Here is a 17,057-nt window from a genome sequence, read left to right as displayed (position 1 = left end):
GGTTCCAATGCTGGTCGACAGCCACTGCCACCTCGACTTTCCCGACTTCGATGCCGAGCGCGACGCCATCGTCGCCCGGGCGCGCGAGGCTGGCGTCGGCACGATGCTGACCATCTGCACGCGGGTGGCGAAGTTCGACCGCATCCTGGCCGTGGCCCGAGCCTATCCCTCGACCTTCTGCTCGGTCGGTACCCACCCCCACCAGGCCGAAGAGGAGCCGGACACGGCGGCGGCCGAGCTCGCCGGGCTGGCGGCGGATCCGCTCTGTGTCGCCATCGGCGAGGCCGGGCTGGACTACCACTACGACAAGGCGCCCCGGGAGATCGCGCAGCGCGTGTTCCGGACGCACATCGCCGCCGCGCGGGACACCGGTCTCCCCCTCGTCATCCACTCCCGCGACGCCGACGACGACATGATCCGGATCCTCGAGGAGGAGCACGAAGCCGGGCCCTTCAAGGCGGTGCTGCACTGCTTCTCGTCGGGGCCGTCGCTGGCGCGTGCCGGCGTCGCGCTGGGTTTCTGCGTGTCGTTCTCCGGTATCCTGACCTTCAAGAAGTCGGACGAGCTTCGCGCTATCGCCGCCGAGGTGCCGGGCGACCAACTCCTCGTCGAGACGGATGCGCCATACCTCGCGCCCCAGACGCGCCGCGGCAAGCGCAACGAACCGGCCTATGTGGCGGAGACCAACGCGGTCCTCGCCGCAGTGAAAAGTGTCTCGCCGGAAGTGATGGCGGCGCGGACGACGGACAACTTCTTCCGCCTGTTCTCCAAGGCGGTTCGCCCATGAGCCTGACGATCACCATTCTCGGATGTGGCTCGTCGGGCGGTGTTCCCCGCGTCGGCAGTGGCTGGGGCGCATGCGATCCGGCCAACCCCCGGAACCGTCGCCGCCGGTGCTCCATCCTTGTGGAGGAGACGGGAGCGGGCGGCACCACGCGCGTCCTGGTCGACATGTCGCCCGACCTGCGCGAGCAGCTTCTCGGGCAGGACATCAGGCATCTCGACGCCGTCCTGCTCACCCATGACCACGCCGACCACACGCACGGCATAGACGACGTCCGGCCGCTCGTGATCGCGATGAGGCGGGTGCTGCCGGTCTACATGGATGAACGGACCTCCGAGCTGACGACGAGCCGCTTCTCCTACTGCTTCGTCTCGCCGCCTGGCAGCAGCTACCCGCCGATCGTCCGGGAGTTCCGCATCGCTGTCGGTCATGACGTCGTCGTCGACGGGGCAGGGGGTCAGCTTCAGGCAACCCCCTTCCGCGTGCACCACGGCGACACCGACGCGCTCGGCTTCCGCTTCGGCACTGTCGCCTACACGCCGGATGTGAACGCCATCCCGGACGAAAGCCTGCCGGCCCTCGAAAACCTGGACCTCTGGATCATCGACGCGCTGCGGCCCTCTCCGCACCCGTCGCACTTTTCACTCGATGAGGCGCTGGCCTGGATCGTGCGGATGAAGCCGCGGCGCGCCGTGCTGACGAACCTGCATACCGACCTTGACTACGAAAAACTCCGCCGCGCCCTGCCGGCGCATGTCGAGCCAGCCTATGACGGCCTGCTGCTGACCGCGTGAGAGGCGGGCAGGGGGGCCGGCTTCCTCCGCGCCTTCGGACCGGGTGAGGTCGCCTGCATCATCTTCACCAGGGCCGCCACGAGGAGCATGGTGGCCAGGGCCGCTCCGGCGGTCGCCATCCACGAGCCCTGCACGGCGAGCCACGTCGTGGCCGCCCACGCGCCCGTGCTGGCGAGTTCCGCGACGGCGAAGGGTCCGAAGTTGCGGAAACGGTCCTTGAAGTCGCGGCGGCGGACGCGGGACGGCTCGGCCAGCGCGAGAAGAGTGACACTGACGGTTGCGACCATCGAGCCGGCCATTGCGAGGCTGGCGACGCGCAAATCCGTCCAGGCCAGCAGAGCGAGCGGAACCGAAAACAGCGCGGCGGAGGCCATCAGCGCGGCCTCGACCTTGGCGCGCGTGACCGCAGCCATACTCACCGGGGCCGTTGCCATCAGCTCCGGCGCATCCTCGGCGGCCAGCGTCAGCCACGCGATGCCGCTCGCCAGCTTGCCGGCGAAGATGACGATCATCGGCCCGCTGACGGCCAGTGCCAGATCTCCCGAACGGTCGAGACCAGCCAGCGCCAGGCAGAGCGGCACCAGCGCGAAGGCCCGCTGCGCCACAGGCATCAGCACCCAGGGGTCGCGGACGAGCAGCATCCACTCCTTCCGGCGCAGGGACGCGGCTGGGCTCGTGCCAAAGCGCGTGCGCCGGGGAGCCCTGGCGGTGCGCTTCCCCGTGTCGGCCACGGCCGCCGCCGCAGCGCGGCCATCCGCGAACCGTGCAGCCGCCAGTCTCAGCGTGCACGCGAAGACGAGGGCACCGGCTATCACGAGCATGGCCACCGCCCAGGGTTCTCCCAGCAATGCCCGGCCGGGTAGCCAGAGAAGCCTCTCGGCCTCGGACGGGGCGGCGGCATTCTCGGTGAGGCGCCGAAGGAAACCGACCTTCTCCTCGACCGGAAGCCGGTTGAACGCCTGCACGGCGAAGCCGAGGCCGGTGCCGATGATCACGGCAACGATTTGCCCTGCGCTGCGTGTGATGCGGGCGCCTAGCACCTGCACGAGGCCGAGTGCCAGGACGAGACCTGTCGCAGTGCCCACGAGCCCGATCGCGACGAGGCCCGGATAGAGCGCCAGCCAGGCCGGCCCGGCGACGAGCAGGCCCATGTTCGCGATCGGCAGGACGAAGACGGCGAAAGGCGCCGTCGTGGTAATGGCGAGCACCAGTCCGCGGACGGCCAGCACGGTGTGCGGCGGGACAGGCGACGAGAACAGCAGGTCGAGCGCGCCGGCATCGAAGAACGATCGCGTGGCGCCGCTCAGCGCCTGCGCCGTCAGCAATGTCCACAGGACAACCGCCGCCCCGGTGGCGAGCGGCAGCACGAGGCCGGGCGGCAGATCGTCCGGCAGGCGCATGACGAGCTTCACCGCGCCTAGTCCGAGCAGGTGCAGGAAGACGGCGACGACCAGGAACAGCCCGATGAACAGGCCGCGCCGGCCGGCGCCGCTGGCGCGACCGGACAGCCGCCGCCACCAGAGCCTGAGCTCCCAGCCAACCAGCCATGCCACGGACGGAGCACGGGGAGGGGGGCCGGAGACCTTTCCCGCCTGGCTCACGCCGCGATCTCCGACACCATCAGATCAAGGAAAATATCCTCAAGCGTATGGGCGCGCCCTGAGCGCGCGGCCCGCAGCTCCTCGAGCGTGCCCTCGGCCATCAGCCGGCCGTGCCGGATGATGCCGATGCGGGACGCAAGCCGCTCCGCGACTTCGAGGATGTGGGTGGTGAGGATCACGGTGCACCCGGTCTTCAACCGGGCCACGAGCAGGTCCTTGACCTGCCGCGCTATCGCAGCGTCCAGCCCCGTGAGCGGCTCGTCCAGGATGAGCAGGCGGGGGTCATGGATCAGGGCGCCGGCCAGCGCAACCTTCTGGCGCATGCCGCGGGAGAAGCCCTCGCAGCGCATGTCGCGCTCGTTCCAGAGATCGAGCGCCTGAAGCAACTCTGTTGACCGCTGCTCGGCCGTCCGCCGCTCCACCGACCAGAGCCCTGCGACGAACTCCAGGTACTCCAGCGGCGTCAGCTTGTCATAAAGCATTGGCTCGTCGGGGAGCCATGCCACGATGGCCTTGGACGCGAGCGGATCGGCAACGGCGTCGATGCCGTAGACCCGGATCGATCCGGAGTCGGGCCGTAGAAGCCCGGCGACCATGCGAAGGGTCGTCGTCTTGCCGGCACCGTTCGGACCGAGCAGTGCGTAGAACTCGCCGGGCTCGACCCGGAGGTCGAGGCTGTCCACCGCAGGCCTCTGATAGGTCTTGCAAAGGCCCGTGATTTCGAGGGCGGCCGCCTGGCCAGTCATGCGCGCACCATCTGCAACCAGACCGCAACCTGCGGACGCGGCGGATCATGAAGGGCAAGTCTCGCCAAAGCCTTTCGGCATTTGTCGAAAATGCGTGGAGCGGTTCGACCGCTACCGCAGCCGGAGGTGTGGACCGGCGCAGGGGAGTGGCACTTGGCGGTCAGGTCGGGCTAGAGCGCGTCTGCTCTGCCGCGGCCCATTGCCACCCAGCAAGCCACGCGAATTTAGATCCGTGATTCGCATAAGACATATTATGGAACGCAAAGGCGTGGCGGAGTTCCGTAACAGCCACAACCCCTTGGCACTGATCCCTCGAACAACAGAGGCAGCAAGTTGGCCGACGCGGGTCTCGCTGAAAGCAAGCGGCCCGTTTCAGGAATGGCAACCAGGCGCTGCTACGCTCCCGGCGTGAGTAGCTCCGATCACACCGGAATGGACCGGTCCCGTATCGTTGCGCTGGCTGCGATCCTGGCGGTCGCGGCGGCGTTCGACGCGCGCTTCTTCCTCGGCGTCCTCGGTGAGACGGCTTGGGTCGACGGCTGGTTTCCCGGCGTCTTCGTCGACTTCAAGAACACCTGGTTCGCGGCGCGGCTCTGGCTGGATGGCGACCTCACGCCGCTGTTCGACATCGCCCGCTACAATGCGGCCCGTGCTGCGTATTTTCCCGAAGACTTGGTCCACGTCTGGTCGTACCCGCTGCACTTCCTGCTGATCGCCATCCCGTTTGGTCTGGTTTCGTTTCCCGTGGCAGGCCTGGCCTGGACCGGCCTGAACGCGGCTGCCTTCGTCGCCTTCGTGCGCCGGACCTTGCGGCTAGACTGGCAGGCGCTGGCGCTCGTCCTCCTGTCGTCCGGCTTCCTCAGCACGGTGTTCTTCGGCCAGGTGACAGGCTTTGCCGCCATCCTTCTCCTGGGCGGCCTGAGGCTCCTGCCGCGCCGGCCTGCTATCGCGGGCATCTGCTTTGGCATCCTCACGATCAAGCCGCATCTCGGCCTGCTCCTGCCGCTCGTACTCGTGATGGAAAGGCGCTGGACAGCCATCGCGTCGGCCGTGATAACGACAGCCGTGCTGGTCGCGGTCTCGCTCGTCGTGATCGGCGTCGAGCCCTGGCGGCTCGCGCTGACGGCGGGGCTTGGCAACCAGGGCGCGGCCATGCTGGAGAGAAGCTTCCTGTGGTCGTGGGAGCCGTCCTGGTACGCCGGGTTGCGACAGGCTGGCCTGGCTTTCGGGCCCGCCATGCTTGCGCAAGGCGTGGCCGCACTGGCCGCATGCGGGCTGCTCGTCCTCATGCATTTGCGTGGCGTGCCCGAGGAGCGCCAACACGAACTCGTGCCGCTGCTGACGCTTTTCGCCCTGCCCTATGTTCTTCCATCCGACATGGTGCTGGCCGCGCCGATCGTGGCCCTCGCGCTGTGCGATCCGCGCACGCCGGCGCTTCCCTGGATGGGTCTGGCCATGCTGCAGTTCTGGGCCGCGCTGTGCTTCTTTCCGTCCAGGAGTTTCGGCGTGCCGGTCTACCCGATGCTGCTCACGGCGGCAGTCGCCTGGTTTGCCTGGGACTCGCTGGCCAGGCGCATGATGCCGGTCCGGGTTGCCGCCCCAAGTGCGGCCGCAAATTGAGCCCCCTCCCCGGTTGCGCATACGGTCAATCGCGTACTGCGTTGCATTAGGGCTGCCGCGCTAACCCATTTTCAATGATCTCACGCTCGGATTGCGTCACGGCCTGTTCGGCCGGTTTGAGGATGCGCGCATGTTCATCGTGCTGACGATGCTGAATGGCCTCGCCGTTGTGGGTCTGTTCCTCGGGTGTGCCGGCGTCGGCACCGCGCTCTTTACGCAGTTGGGAGTGACCGACAGCCTGCATTATCCCTCGGCCGGGCTTACGATGGCCGTCGGTGTCGCCAGTGCCGCGCTGCTTTGGGCAGGCCGAACGGTGACGGCTGTCGCGTCCGCCGACGCCGACTGAGCTCCCGCGCGGCGCACACGGTCCGTCTCAGGAACTTCCCGCTCTACATCACGTTCGTCGCTCGAAATCCCGCCGGGTCCACGGGGGGCAAGAGGAGTGATGATCATGGCAACCGACTCAACGTCTCCGCCGGGTGGCGCCGGAACAACGTCCGTACCGGGCGCAAATACGACGGGGAACACGGCTCGCCCGGCTTCCGCGTCCCCGCAGGCCGGATCGGGATCCTCGATGTCACCAAAGCCGTCCGGCGCATCCGGGCAGGGCAGCGGCATGACGGACATGGCCAACCCCTCCGGCAATTCTGCCGGCCAGGGCGGCGCCCCGTCCACGGAAGCCCTCAAGGGACAGGCGAAGGACGTGGCGCGCGAGGCGCAGGCCAAGGTATCGGACGTGGCCTCCGACCTCAGGGACACGGCTGGCCGGGTCGCCGGCCAGGCCCAGGCGGCCGCGGGCGAAATCGCGGGACATGTCACGAACCTCGCCTCCGATGCAGCAGAAACGCAGAAGGCCGCAGGCGCCGACATGCTGCGGCAGTTTTCGCGGGCGGTGAACGCGGCCGCGAAGGAGCTGGGCTCCGATGCGCCGGTTCCGGCACGCTACGTCCAGGAACTCGCCGGCGGGCTCGACCGGGCGGCTGACGAACTCGGCCGCCGCGATCTCGGGCAACTCGCCAACACCGTCATGGACTTCGCGAGGCGGCAGCCTGCGACCTTCGTAGCCGGCACCGTGCTTACCGGATTCGTGCTCGCGCGCTTCCTCAAGAGCAGCGCGGAAAGCGCCATGCAGGAAAACTCCTGGCAAGGCGGCCGCGGCACCTCCCTCGGCGACCGTCGTGACTTCGGAAGCGACCGGATGACGGGTGGTCCTGGCGGACAGGGCTCCCGCGCCGGTGGAACGGCTGGCGGGTCCGACGACTGGCGTCACGCGGCTGCGAGCCGTCCGGCGTCGGAGGGGATGCCCGGCTCGTCCGGCACGCTGGGCGGCGGTTCGTCGGCAGCCACCGGGCCGGGCGGCTCGACGGCTTGGGGCACTTCCCCGACGTCGGGGCCGACCGTCACGGGATCGGGCCTGGGCGGCACCGAGCGTGGAGGCGACGACCATGTCAGGTGAGCGCCTCTCTTCTGAACGCCCTGCCCCGAGCATTCCGACGCTCGTATCGGACGCCCTCGCCCAGGTTGCGGACCTCGTCCGCGCCGAGGTCCGGCTCGCCAAGACGGAGATGCTGGAGAAGGTCAACGGCGCAGTCGCCGCAGGAGCATTCGTCGCCATAGGCGGCGTGCTGCTCCTCGCCGCCCTCTTCCTCTTCCTCCAGGGCGTCGTCGCCGTTCTCGTCACGCTCGGCGTGCACCCGACGCTGGCCATCTTCATCGTCGCGGTGGTCACCGCGATCATCGGCTATCTCGTCATGCGGAAGGGCCTCAACGCCCTCTCCGCTTCCCAGATCGTCCCGGATCGGACTGTCCGCTCGCTCGAGAAGGACGCCGCCGTCGCCAAGGAGCAGGTCAGATGAGCTATGTGTCCTCCCCCACCTCCCGCGACGTCGAGCGTGAGGCAGACGAGTCGCGCGCCCAGCTGTCGTCCACGCTCGAACAGCTGCGCGACCGGCTCTCGCCGGGCCAGATCGTCGACGAGCTGCTGCAGGGATCCGGCAACGGCGCTTCGGCCTTCATGTCGAACCTGGGCACGAGCTTGCGTGACCACCCCGTGCCGGCCCTCCTGATTGGCGCCGGCCTGACCATGCTTCTGACCGGTGGGGGCTCCGCCCTGACCGGCGGCAGCCGGCGGCCCGAGCGGACACGCTACGAGGACGACGACTATCGCTACCGCGGCGGCACCTCCGGAGAATCCGGGCGCGGTGCCATGTCGGGAGCCATGGACACGGCCAGGAGCGCGGCGTCCGGCGTCGCCGGCGTCGCCTCCAGCGTGGCGGGAGCTGCACAGAGCGCAGCGTCCACCGTGGCGGACGCGGCACGTTCGGCGGCCCACGGCGTCTCCAGCGCCGCCAGCGGTATCAGCAGCGCAGCAGGCAGCGTAGCGGGCGCGGCCAGCCAGGCAGCAGGCTCGGTCGGCAATGCCGCCCAGGGCTTCGGCGACACTGCATCGGGCGCCAGGCGGCAGGCGACGCAGTACGCGTATCGCGGCGTCGACCGGGTCGGAAGCGCATGGGGAGCCGTGGCGGACCAGCCACTCGTCCTCGGCGCGATCGGCCTTGCCATCGGCGCGGCGATCGGTGCCGCCCTGCCCTCCAGCGAGGTCGAGAACCGCCTCATGGGAGAGCCGGCGGATCGCCTGAAGGACCAGGCGCTCGATGTCGCGAAGCAGGAGTTCGGACACGTCGCCGACGTGGCTGCCTCGACTCTGCAGGACGTGCAGGACGCCGCGGCCGAGAAAGGGCTGACCACCGACAAGCTCGCCGAAACCGCGAAGGAACTCGGCGACAGCGTCGCGGCCGTTGCGGAAAGGGCGACCAAGTCGGTCACCGGGGAGGCCAAGAAGCTGGCCGACACGGCGGCAGACGCGGCCCGCTCAGCAGGTCAGACCGGTGGCCCGTCATCCGCAAAGCCGACGCCGCAGGGCACGGCGACGAGCGGTGTCTCCCCGCGTTCGGGTAGCTGACCCAAGCAACGACGGGGCGGGTGTCCTCACCCGCCCCGCGCCGCTCCAGAACTCCCGCCTGATGCCGACCGCACTTTCTCGGGGCCAAACGGAACCAAGTCGCCACGAATGAGCTTTGAAGCTGTGGCGTGTTTCTGCCCCGTAGGGAGGAGACGATGAAGAAGGTTCTGTTCGCGATCGGCGTGGCAAGTCTCGCCGCGGCCTGCGTCCCAGCCGGTGGTGGCTATTACGGCTCCTCGGCGGTGGTGGTCAGACCGACCGTGTCCTACGGCTACGGCAACTACTACGGCTCTCCACGCTACGGCGGTGCGTATTACGGGAACCGGGTCTACTATGGGGCGCCCTATTACCGGCGTCCGTACTACGCACGTCCCTATTATCGTCCCTATCGGCCCTACTATTACTGAGCTCGGGCTCCCGCCAGGATCATCCCCGCGCACTTCCAGCCTATGAGCATGGAGGGAGCGTTGGTGTTGGCGCAGGTATTGGAGGGCATGACGGACGCATCGGCGACCCGCAGGCCCTCTATCCCATGCACCTTCAGTTCGGCGTCGACGACGCAATCGGGCTCGTACCCCATCCGGCAGGTTGATGTCGGGTGGAAGAAGGTGTGAACCGCCCGGGCAGTGAAATCAGCAAGATCCGCGTCGCTCTTAACATCGGGGCCGGGAAGCACCTCGCGCAGGCGCATGTCGGCGTAGGCGGCGCTCGCTCCGATCTCCCGGGACAGCTTCACCGAGATCAGGAGCGCCTTCCGATCCTGCTCGCTGGAGAGGTAGCGCGGGTCGATCAGCAGCGGATCGTTCGGATCCGCGGATCGCAGCCGGATGTGCCCGCGACTGTGAGCACGGGCGAGCCCCGGGACGATCGTGTAGGCGTTCTCGATAGGAGCGGTGGGCGGGACGGCGAAGGCCCGGCTGTGATGGTGAATGAAGAGATCCGGCGTGAACAGAGCAGGCTCTGAGCGCGCCCAGAGATAGACCTCCGAATGGTTGTAGTTTGAAGGAGGCTGCGGCCCCCTCCCCTCGTAGACGATACCGCCGACGAGCAAATGGTCCTGCAGGTTGCGGCCGACGCCCGGGAGATCGGCCACGACATCGATTCCCAGCGCTGCAAGCTCGCCAGCATCGCCGATGCCCGACAGCATCAGAAGCCGCGGGCTCTCCAGCGATCCCGACGAGACGATCACCTCCCCTGCGGCATGCACGATGTGCGGCTTGCCCGCATGCAGGTAGCGAACGCCGCGGCAGCGACCGTTTTCCAGCACCAGCGACAAGGCCGGGGCGTCGGTCACCACCGTGAGGTTGGCACGGCGGAGGGCCGGGCGCAGGAAGGCCACGGCCGCCGACTGCCTGCGGCCGTCCTTCACCGTCAGGTCCGCCCATCCTGTCCCCTCCATGGAGGGACCGTTCAGGTCGGACGTGGAGGGGTAGCCCATCGCCCGCGTCGCTTCCTCGAAGGCCACGGCCCCGGGATGGCGGCGGCCCGGCTTGGGCGTCGACACATGCAGCGGCCCGCCCGTGCCCCGGAAGGGGCTCGCGCCTCCCTCGAAGTCTTCCATGGCCTTGAACAGTGGCAGCAGCGACGCGTAATCCCAGCCGCGGGCCCCCTGGTAGGCCCAGGAGTCAAAGTCGGCCCGGTGTCCGCGGACAAAGATCGAGACGTTCAGTGAACTCGATCCGCCGATCACGCGCCCGCGCGGCCAAAGGTGGGTTCGGCCGGCCGTGAAGGGCTGAGGCTCGGTTTCATAGAACCGGCACGCCTTGCTCTCCAGCGCCTCCACCCAGCGCTGCGGAGTATGGATCGCCTCGACGTCGTCATCGCCGCCTGCCTCCAGAAGCAGGACGCTCGCGTCGCTCTCGAGCGCCAGGCGAGACGCGAGGGCGCAGCCGGCCGATCCTCCACCGACAATGATGTAGTCGAAGGGACCGCGCGGCGGCTCTATCGTCGAACTCGCGCCGAAGGTCGCCCTCGCGTCCGGAACGAATGTGAACGTGGAGAATGCAGCCCCCGGCGGGCTTTCCTTCTGCTCGGCCATGACGTCCCCCCTTTGTCGCACGGCCTTGTACGGCCGCGTCGTCATTGCGTTCCGGCGCGGGCGCCGGCCTCAGTGCGCGGCCTTTGCGGCCGCCTTCACGGCAGCGAGGGCCTTTGCTTCCGCCGATTGCTTGTAATGAGCGTCAAGCGGGTAGCAGCCGGACACGATGCCGTTCCGGGGCGCGGTCGTGCAGTCGCTGAACGTCCGGCAAAGAAGTTTGCGCCTGACTCCCCTCCCCGCCAGGACGTCCGCCGGGAACTCGGGATACGAGAGCACAAGGCGGCCAATGCCGACGATATCCGTCCAGCCCTCGCGCACCACGGCCTGCGCGACGTTGGGCAGGAATTCCTGCAAGTAAGAAACACCGCTCGTGACCAGGCAGACGTCGGGAAATCGCTGTTTCAGGTCGCGGGCCAGGTGAAGGTGGCGCAGTACGCCGAGGAGCGGCTCCTCGGGGGGCTGGTACCCGTCCGAGGGCGGATAGATCGCCGGGCGAATGAGGTGCGGCGTGTAGTAGGGACTGCCCGCGGTCAGATTGATGAGGCGGACGCCAAGCTCGCGCAGCAGGGCGATGAGGGCGACGGGCTCCGACAGGTCCTGCCGTACCGGATTCTCTGGATCAGCGCCGAACGCCCACTGATAAGGCAACAGGCCGGCAAGGTCCTCGGGGATCCCCGGCCCGAGATGGCCCGGACTGGATTGCGCCGGATCCGGGCGGAAAGGCACCGTGTCGACGGCGCTGAGCCGGACCCCAATGCCGAGCCCCGGTGCTTCGGCCCGGATCCCCGCGATCACCTCGCGCAGGAAGCGCGTCCGGTTCTCGAATGAACCGCCGTAGCGCCCCGGCCGCGTACGGGCCGAGAGGAGCTCATGCGCGAGATAGCCGTGACAATGCTTCAGATCGACGAAATCGTATCCGGCCTCGCGGGCCAGCACCGCCGCCCGCACGAAGCATTTCACCAGCCGGTCGAGTTTGCCGTCTGGGATCAGCCTGGAATCGTCCGGCTGGCCGAATCGACGGTCGAGGATCGGGTGCCGGTAGGCAATCCACGGCTCGAACACGGAATGGCTGTTCGGCTTGCAGAAGCGGCCGGAATGCGTGAGCTGCAGGCCGACGACGAGGCCCTCGGCGCTGCCGGTAGCCTCGACATGGCTGTTGACCAGGGTCTTCTTAAGATCGGCAATAGCGCCGGCATTCGCTTCGGACATGACGAGCTGGTTGGGATTGGCCCTCCCCTCCGGCACGACGGCGACGGCCTCGCCACCCCAGATCAGCTTCGCGCCGCTGCGGCCAAAGCGCTCCCAGCGGCGGATCGTGTTGGGGCTCGGGCGGCCATCGGTCTCGCCGTCCCAGCCTTCCATGGGGTTGATTGCGAAGCGATTTCCAATCGCCATGCCGTCGACGGCAATGGGATCGGCAAGTGCCGAGGTCGAGCCTGCGTCGACATGATCGTCGCATGGCATCACGACACCGAGTTCGGAAAGATAGCGGCAAAAAGCGGCCGGCCCATCCAGGGCAGTCAGCTTCGGATACGCCTTGCTTCTCATCGCCTCCCCGCGACCCTGTTTTGGGCAGCGTGCGCCCGCCGGGCGCGGACTTCAACCCGCGGGTGGCGCAGAGGCAGTGCTCAGATTTCGAACACCTCGGCGTCGGCGTCGACGAGCTTGGGAATGTCGCCCAGCGCGCGGGCGGCGGTGATGGCGAGATGGCCGGCGCTGAACGGCTTGGCGAGCACGTCGTCGACGATGTCCCGGCAGCCCGGCCAGATGCGGGCACGCGTCGAGGGCGCGGTCACGATGATGAAGGGGATCGACGCCCATTTGGCGTTGGACAGCATCACCCGGCGAAGGTCGAGGCCGTTGATGGGCGGCACCATGTAGTCGCAGATGACGAGGCCGAACTCATTCGTCCGAAGCGTGCGCAACGCCTCGGTCGCGGTCGTAGCAACGTCGATGTCGCGGAACCCGAGCGACTGCAGCTGCTTGCGAATCACCTGGAGAGTGATCGGCTCGTCGTCGGCAACGAGAACCCGGTGATGCGTCGAACGGAGTGACATCGATGCAATTCCGGCTGCAGGCGAAGACTGTCGAGCACCGATTGGTGCGGTCGAGCAAGGTGAGTTTGCAGTCGAGGTCTTACGAAATGATAACTAAACCGACTCGATCGCATCAATCTTTTATCTGTCGCTTTTCGACTTGATCTCTGTCGTGTGCGTCTTCCCCGGGCACCACGGTGGATTCCCCTAGCGTGTCCCTCACATAGGTTTTCGAAACGAAAACATAGGCCAGGACCGTGAGCGGGGCAGCCAGCAGAACTCCGGGAAGGCCGAAAAGGCTCTCCGCCGCGACGACAGCGAAGAGCAGCAGAGCCGGCGGAATCGAGACATAGCGCCGCGTCACGATCGGCTGGATGATGTTGGACTCGACCTGCTGGATGGCGACGAAGGCGACGATGGTCCACAGCGCCAGCGTGGGACTGACGGCAAAGGCCGTCAGCACGGCCGGGATTGCACCCAGGAAGGGGCCGAGCAGGGGAATGAACTCGAGCAGCCCCGCGATGAGCCCCAGGCCGAAGGCTGACGGTACTCCGATGAGCCAGAGGCCGATCCCCGTCAGGGTGCCCGTGACCACCATCGCGACAAGCTGCCCGAGCAGCCACATCCGGAGAGCCCGGCCGGAGGCATCGAGCGCCTCGCGCGCCTCGTCCCGCGATCCACGGGGAAACAGCTTCAGCAGCCCGCGGCGGTACGTGTTCGGGTCTATGGCGAAGTAGATGCCGCCGAACAGGATAATGGCGAGGTTGGTGACCGCGCCCACTGTCGCGGCACCGAAGGAGGTGACGCGACCGAGAAACGAGCCGTCGCTGCTCAGGCGGTTGAACTCGTCCGTGATCTGGCGGGGAAGATCGGGATACCCGATGGCTTCGCCGAGCTTGGGGAGGGCATCGTTTGCCGAGCCCAGCGCCTGAGCCACCTGCGTCCTGATCTGGAACTGCAGCAGCCAGCCGCTTCCGCCGAGAAGCACCACGAGCACCAGCCCGGCTATCGCGAGCGCCACGCCGTCCCGCAGCCCAGCATGACGCTTCAACGGCTCGGCCGCCGTGCGCAGCACGGTCGCGACGAGGATGGCCGCAATGATCAAAAGAATAAGTGGGTTGAGCAGGACAAGAAGTGCCGCGAGCGCCAGGATGCCGAGGACGACCAGGGTCGCCTTGGCGATGCGCTTGAGGAACACGGCGTCGCCGCCGGCGGCTTCGCTCTCCGCACTGGTCATGTCGCGCCGGCTCCAGGCTGCCGCGCGGGTGGCGGCGACCGGCCGACAACCGGCCAGATCGGCCTCCGTTCCGTCGACGCGAAATCCGTGCGATGAGTGCGCGTCATGACGCAAGTTCTCGAAGCCCTCCTCTCCGCCCTCGGCCCCGACATCGTCCGCACGGGCGAAGGCATCCCGCCGCGCAACGCCAATGATTCGGCCGGCCTGGCACCTCAGGCCCCCGTCGCCGTCCTCCTGCCACGCAGCACGGAGCACGTGTCGCAGGCCCTCGCCATCTGCCACGCCCACCGGCAACCCGTCGTCACCCAGGGCGGCCTCACGGGGCTCGCGGGCGGCGCCAGGCCGGGCGAAACCGAGATTGCGCTGTCCCTTGAACGCATGAGCGGCATCGAGGAACTCGACCGCGACAGCGGCACGATGACCGTGCTCGCCGGCACGCCCCTGCAGATGGTGCACCAGGCAGCAGCCGAGGCTGGCCTCATGTATGGCGTCGATCTCGGCGCGCGTGGCTCCTGCACCATCGGCGGCAACGTCTCGACGAACGCGGGCGGCAACCAGGTGCTGCGCTACGGCATGACGCGGCGCAACGTGCGGGGACTCGAGGTCGTCCTCGCGGACGGACAGGTCGTCGGCTCGCTGAACAAGATGCTGAAGAACAACGCAGGCTACGACTGGCCGCAGCTCTTCATCGGCTCGGAGGGCACGCTTGGCGTCGTCACACGGGCGGTGCTGGCCCTGCAGCCCCGGCCGGCGGCCATCGAGACCGCCCTTCTGGCTGTCGAGGACACCAACACGGCCGTCGCCGTCCTGCGCGCGCTGGAGAGAGCTCTGCCCGGAGGGCTTTTGTCCTTCGAGGCGATGTGGAGCGAATTCTACGCGATCGCGACGACGACCATCGGCGTCGCCGCCCCTCTCGCCGCCGGCAAGGATCTCTACCTCATCGTCGAGGCACCCGCCGGGGCACCCGGCCAGGACGTGCTCGCCACCGCCCTGGAGCCGCTCTACGAGAACGGCCTCGTCCTCGACGCCACGCTCGCGCAGTCGGAGAAGGACCGTGCCGCCTTCTGGGCGTTGCGCGAGAGCGTGTACGAGTATGCGCGCCATCTCCCGAAGGAGGTCGGCTTCGACATCTCCATCCCGCTGAACCGCATGCAGGACGCGATAGGGGAGCTCCGGACGGACGTCCCGGCCGCCCTGCCGGGAGCGGTCTGGTCGGTGTTCGGCCACATCGCTGACAGCAATGTCCACGTCGTCATCATGCCGCCGGCCTGGTCCGACGAGGCGAAGTTCGCGGCGGAGAAGGCGGTCTACGGCGTGACGCAGCGCTTCGGAGGCTCCGTCTCGGCCGAGCATGGCATTGGCAGGACGAAGAAGCCCTGGCTGCCTTTGAGCCGGACCGAGCCCGAACTGGCGCTGATGGCCCGCATCAAGGCCGCGCTCGATCCCGGGAACATCCTCAACCCCGGCCGCGTGTTCTGACCGCGTCGCTTCCCCCGGGAGCATTCCGGGAGTATGTCCCCGCCAGCCACCGCTGCGCAGGGACATCATGACCGACGCGATCATCATCGGCGCAGGCCATAACGGCCTCGTCGCGGCCTGGTACCTCGCTTCCGCGGGCCTCTCCGTCACCGTTCTCGAGCGCCGGGGCGTGGTGGGAGGGGCCGCCGTGACCGAGGAGTTTCATCCCGGTTTCCGGAACTCCGTCGCGTCCTACACGGTGTCCCTCCTGAATCCGCGGGTCATCGCCGACATGGAGCTCGCCCGCCACGGGCTGCGCATCGTCGAGCGCCGGCTTCTCAACCTCCTGCCCCTTCCCGACGGCCGCTATCTTAGGGCCGGTCCCGGGGTCACCGAGGCCGAGGTCGCCAGGTTCTCCGAAAAGGACGCGGCAAGGCTGGATGCCTACAACGACCGGCTGGAGGCGCTGGCGGAGGTGCTGCGCGGGCTGGTGCTCGAGACCCCGCCCAACGTCACCAAGGGCGGCCTCCTCGCGGCTATCCCCGAGCTGCTGCGCGCGGCGGGAACCGCCAAGCGCCTGCGCTCGCTCGACCTGACGCTGCAGCGAGACCTGCTCGACATTTTCACCCGCTCGGCGGGCGACGTGCTCGACCGCTGGTTCGAGTGCAAGCCCCTCAAGGCCCTGCTGGGCTTCGACGGCGTCGTCGGAAATTACGCCAGCCCGTATACGCCTGGCACGGCCTACGTGCTGCTGCATCACTGCTTTGGCGAGGTGAACGGCAAGAAGGGGATTTGGGGCCACGCCATCGGCGGCATGGGCGCCATCACCCAGGCCATGGCGAGAGCCTGTGCCGAGAAGGGTGTCACCATCCGCACGGACGCGGCCGTGCGCGAGGTGCTGGTCGAAAAGGGCCGCGCCGTCGGCGTCGTCACCCAGGCCGGCGAGACGCTGCGGGCCCGCGCCGTCGTGTCCAACCTCAACCCGAAGCTGCTCTACCTGTCGCTCATCGACCCCGCCGTGCTGCCTGCCGACTTCCGCGAGCGGATGGAGGGATGGCGCTGCGGATCCGGCACGTTCCGCATGAACGTCGCTCTCTCCGAGCTGCCCGACTTCACCTGCTTGCCGACCGGCGGCGCCGTCGCCGATCACCACACCGCCGGGATCGTGATCGCGCCGTCGCTGGCCTACATGGAACAGGCCTATGTGGACGCGCGGCAACATGGCTGGTCGAGGAAGCCGATCGTCGAGATGCTGATCCCCTCGACGCTCGACGACAGCCTCGCCCCGCCCGGCTGCCATGTCGCGAGCCTCTTCTGCCAGCATGTCGCGCCGCAGTTGCCGGACGGCCGGTCATGGGACGAGCACAGGGACGAGGTCGCGGACCTGATGATCGATACGATGACGGAGTACGCGCCCAATTTCCGAAGTGCGGTCGTGGGCCGCCAGATCATGAGCCCTCTTGACCTGGAACGGACCTTCGGGCTCGTGGGAGGCGACATCTTCCATGGCGCCCTGGGGCTGGACCAGCTCTTCTCCGCCCGACCCGCCCTGGGCAACGCCGCCTATCGCGGTCCGATACCGGGGCTCTACATGTGCGGCTCCGGCACGCATCCCGGGGGCGGCGTCACGGGAGCACCGGGACACAACGCAGCGCGCGAAATCGTGCGGGACTTCCGCAAGAGGCGGCTGGCGAGCTAGCCGCCGGCACAGGGGTTCTGCAGTCGCGCATCTTCAAGGCGAACAGCGCGTCTGAAGACGCGCGGTCCGACATGGCGCTTGT

The 17,057-nt window shown here is 68.1% G+C and carries 16 protein-coding genes; 10 read left to right on the top strand and 6 right to left on the bottom strand.

Annotation, left to right across the window (positions count from 1 at the left end):
* The first annotated feature begins 7 nt into the window (after positions 1–7).
* Both AC5JCN_RS10820 and AC5JCN_RS10815 read left to right on the top strand, forming a co-directional pair.
* Positions 8–787: a TatD family hydrolase gene (locus AC5JCN_RS10820; protein ID WP_495755107.1), complete on the top strand. Its 780-nt coding sequence runs from the start codon at positions 8–10 to the stop codon at positions 785–787.
* Positions 784–1,578: an MBL fold metallo-hydrolase gene (locus AC5JCN_RS10815; RefSeq protein ID WP_495755063.1), complete on the top strand. Its 795-nt coding sequence runs from the start codon at positions 784–786 to the stop codon at positions 1,576–1,578. The genes AC5JCN_RS10820 and AC5JCN_RS10815 overlap by 4 nt, the downstream gene beginning before the upstream one ends.
* Here the strand turns inward: AC5JCN_RS10815 and AC5JCN_RS10810 are convergent.
* Both AC5JCN_RS10810 and AC5JCN_RS10805 read right to left on the bottom strand, forming a co-directional pair.
* Positions 1,551–3,179, bottom strand: coding sequence for a hypothetical protein (locus tag AC5JCN_RS10810; protein ID WP_495755062.1), 1,629 nt, complete (start codon positions 3,177–3,179; stop codon positions 1,551–1,553). The genes AC5JCN_RS10815 and AC5JCN_RS10810 overlap by 28 nt on opposite strands.
* Positions 3,176–3,925: an ABC transporter ATP-binding protein gene (locus AC5JCN_RS10805; RefSeq protein ID WP_495755061.1), complete on the bottom strand. Its 750-nt coding sequence runs from the start codon at positions 3,923–3,925 to the stop codon at positions 3,176–3,178. Before AC5JCN_RS10805 ends, AC5JCN_RS10810 begins: the two co-directional genes overlap by 4 nt.
* A 432-nt stretch (positions 3,926–4,357) precedes the next feature.
* Between AC5JCN_RS10805 and AC5JCN_RS10800 the strand changes: the two genes are divergently transcribed.
* From AC5JCN_RS10800 to AC5JCN_RS10775, 6 genes are all read left to right on the top strand, one after another.
* On the top strand, positions 4,358–5,545 hold the full coding sequence (locus tag AC5JCN_RS10800) for a glycosyltransferase family 87 protein (RefSeq protein WP_495755060.1): 1,188 nt from the start codon (positions 4,358–4,360) through the stop codon (positions 5,543–5,545).
* 130 nt (positions 5,546–5,675) lie between these two features.
* Positions 5,676–5,891, top strand: coding sequence for a hypothetical protein (locus tag AC5JCN_RS10795; protein WP_495755059.1), 216 nt, complete (start codon positions 5,676–5,678; stop codon positions 5,889–5,891).
* Between the two features lie 228 nt (positions 5,892–6,119).
* The gene (locus AC5JCN_RS10790) at positions 6,120–7,001 is read left to right on the top strand and encodes a hypothetical protein (RefSeq protein WP_495755058.1); all 882 of its coding nucleotides are present in this window, start codon (positions 6,120–6,122) and stop codon (positions 6,999–7,001) included.
* A complete protein-coding gene (locus AC5JCN_RS10785; protein WP_495755057.1) occupies positions 6,991–7,401 on the top strand; it encodes a phage holin family protein in 411 nt (136 codons plus the stop codon). Before AC5JCN_RS10790 ends, AC5JCN_RS10785 begins: the two co-directional genes overlap by 11 nt.
* Positions 7,398–8,507, top strand: a complete 1,110-nt coding sequence (locus AC5JCN_RS10780) for a DUF3618 domain-containing protein (RefSeq protein WP_495755056.1) — start codon at positions 7,398–7,400, stop codon at positions 8,505–8,507. The genes AC5JCN_RS10785 and AC5JCN_RS10780 overlap by 4 nt, the downstream gene beginning before the upstream one ends.
* A 155-nt stretch (positions 8,508–8,662) precedes the next feature.
* Positions 8,663–8,914: a hypothetical protein gene (locus AC5JCN_RS10775; protein ID WP_495755055.1), complete on the top strand. Its 252-nt coding sequence runs from the start codon at positions 8,663–8,665 to the stop codon at positions 8,912–8,914.
* Here the strand turns inward: AC5JCN_RS10775 and AC5JCN_RS10770 are convergent.
* The 4 genes from AC5JCN_RS10770 to AC5JCN_RS10755 form a co-directional block, all read right to left on the bottom strand.
* Positions 8,908–10,545 carry a GMC family oxidoreductase gene (locus AC5JCN_RS10770; protein WP_495755054.1) on the bottom strand — a complete coding sequence of 546 codons (1,638 nt, stop codon included), beginning with the start codon at positions 10,543–10,545 and terminating at the stop codon, positions 8,908–8,910. The two genes, AC5JCN_RS10775 and AC5JCN_RS10770, sit on opposite strands and share 7 nt — an antisense overlap.
* Positions 10,546–10,614: 69 nt before the next feature.
* Positions 10,615–12,093: an oxidoreductase gene (locus AC5JCN_RS10765; protein WP_495755053.1), complete on the bottom strand. Its 1,479-nt coding sequence runs from the start codon at positions 12,091–12,093 to the stop codon at positions 10,615–10,617.
* An 80-nt stretch (positions 12,094–12,173) separates the two neighbouring features.
* Positions 12,174–12,602: a response regulator gene (locus AC5JCN_RS10760; protein ID WP_495755052.1), complete on the bottom strand. Its 429-nt coding sequence runs from the start codon at positions 12,600–12,602 to the stop codon at positions 12,174–12,176.
* A 112-nt stretch (positions 12,603–12,714) separates the two neighbouring features.
* The gene (locus AC5JCN_RS10755; RefSeq protein ID WP_495755051.1) at positions 12,715–13,818 is read right to left on the bottom strand and encodes an AI-2E family transporter; all 1,104 of its coding nucleotides are present in this window, start codon (positions 13,816–13,818) and stop codon (positions 12,715–12,717) included.
* A gap of 105 nt (positions 13,819–13,923) precedes the next feature.
* Between AC5JCN_RS10755 and AC5JCN_RS10750 the strand changes: the two genes are divergently transcribed.
* Positions 13,924–15,297, top strand: a complete 1,374-nt coding sequence (locus AC5JCN_RS10750) for an FAD-binding oxidoreductase (protein ID WP_495755050.1) — start codon at positions 13,924–13,926, stop codon at positions 15,295–15,297.
* A gap of 67 nt (positions 15,298–15,364) precedes the next feature.
* Entirely contained in the window at positions 15,365–16,975 is a 1,611-nt protein-coding gene (locus tag AC5JCN_RS10745; protein ID WP_495755049.1) for a phytoene desaturase family protein, read from the top strand.
* Positions 16,976–17,057: the final 82 nt, after the last annotated feature.

The sequence above is a fragment of the Alsobacter sp. genome (assembly GCF_059501845.1).
Note: the sequence above shows the minus strand (reverse complement) of the source record. Positions and strands in the feature narration are given on the sequence as shown.

Coding starts and splice junctions, on each gene's coding strand:
- AC5JCN_RS10820 (WP_495755107.1), top strand. CDS start 8: ATGCTGGTCGACAGCCACTGCCACCTCGACTTTCCCGACTTCGATGCC.
- AC5JCN_RS10815 (WP_495755063.1), top strand. CDS start 784: ATGAGCCTGACGATCACCATTCTCGGATGTGGCTCGTCGGGCGGTGTT.
- AC5JCN_RS10805 (WP_495755061.1), bottom strand. CDS start 3,925: ATGACTGGCCAGGCGGCCGCCCTCGAAATCACGGGCCTTTGCAAGACC.
- AC5JCN_RS10800 (WP_495755060.1), top strand. CDS start 4,358: ATGGACCGGTCCCGTATCGTTGCGCTGGCTGCGATCCTGGCGGTCGCG.
- AC5JCN_RS10795 (WP_495755059.1), top strand. CDS start 5,676: ATGTTCATCGTGCTGACGATGCTGAATGGCCTCGCCGTTGTGGGTCTG.
- AC5JCN_RS10790 (WP_495755058.1), top strand. CDS start 6,120: ATGTCACCAAAGCCGTCCGGCGCATCCGGGCAGGGCAGCGGCATGACG.
- AC5JCN_RS10785 (WP_495755057.1), top strand. CDS start 6,991: ATGTCAGGTGAGCGCCTCTCTTCTGAACGCCCTGCCCCGAGCATTCCG.
- AC5JCN_RS10780 (WP_495755056.1), top strand. CDS start 7,398: ATGAGCTATGTGTCCTCCCCCACCTCCCGCGACGTCGAGCGTGAGGCA.
- AC5JCN_RS10775 (WP_495755055.1), top strand. CDS start 8,663: ATGAAGAAGGTTCTGTTCGCGATCGGCGTGGCAAGTCTCGCCGCGGCC.
- AC5JCN_RS10770 (WP_495755054.1), bottom strand. CDS start 10,545: ATGGCCGAGCAGAAGGAAAGCCCGCCGGGGGCTGCATTCTCCACGTTC.
- AC5JCN_RS10765 (WP_495755053.1), bottom strand. CDS start 12,093: ATGAGAAGCAAGGCGTATCCGAAGCTGACTGCCCTGGATGGGCCGGCC.
- AC5JCN_RS10760 (WP_495755052.1), bottom strand. CDS start 12,602: ATGTCACTCCGTTCGACGCATCACCGGGTTCTCGTTGCCGACGACGAG.
- AC5JCN_RS10755 (WP_495755051.1), bottom strand. CDS start 13,818: ATGACCAGTGCGGAGAGCGAAGCCGCCGGCGGCGACGCCGTGTTCCTC.
- AC5JCN_RS10750 (WP_495755050.1), top strand. CDS start 13,924: ATGACGCAAGTTCTCGAAGCCCTCCTCTCCGCCCTCGGCCCCGACATC.
- AC5JCN_RS10745 (WP_495755049.1), top strand. CDS start 15,365: ATGACCGACGCGATCATCATCGGCGCAGGCCATAACGGCCTCGTCGCG.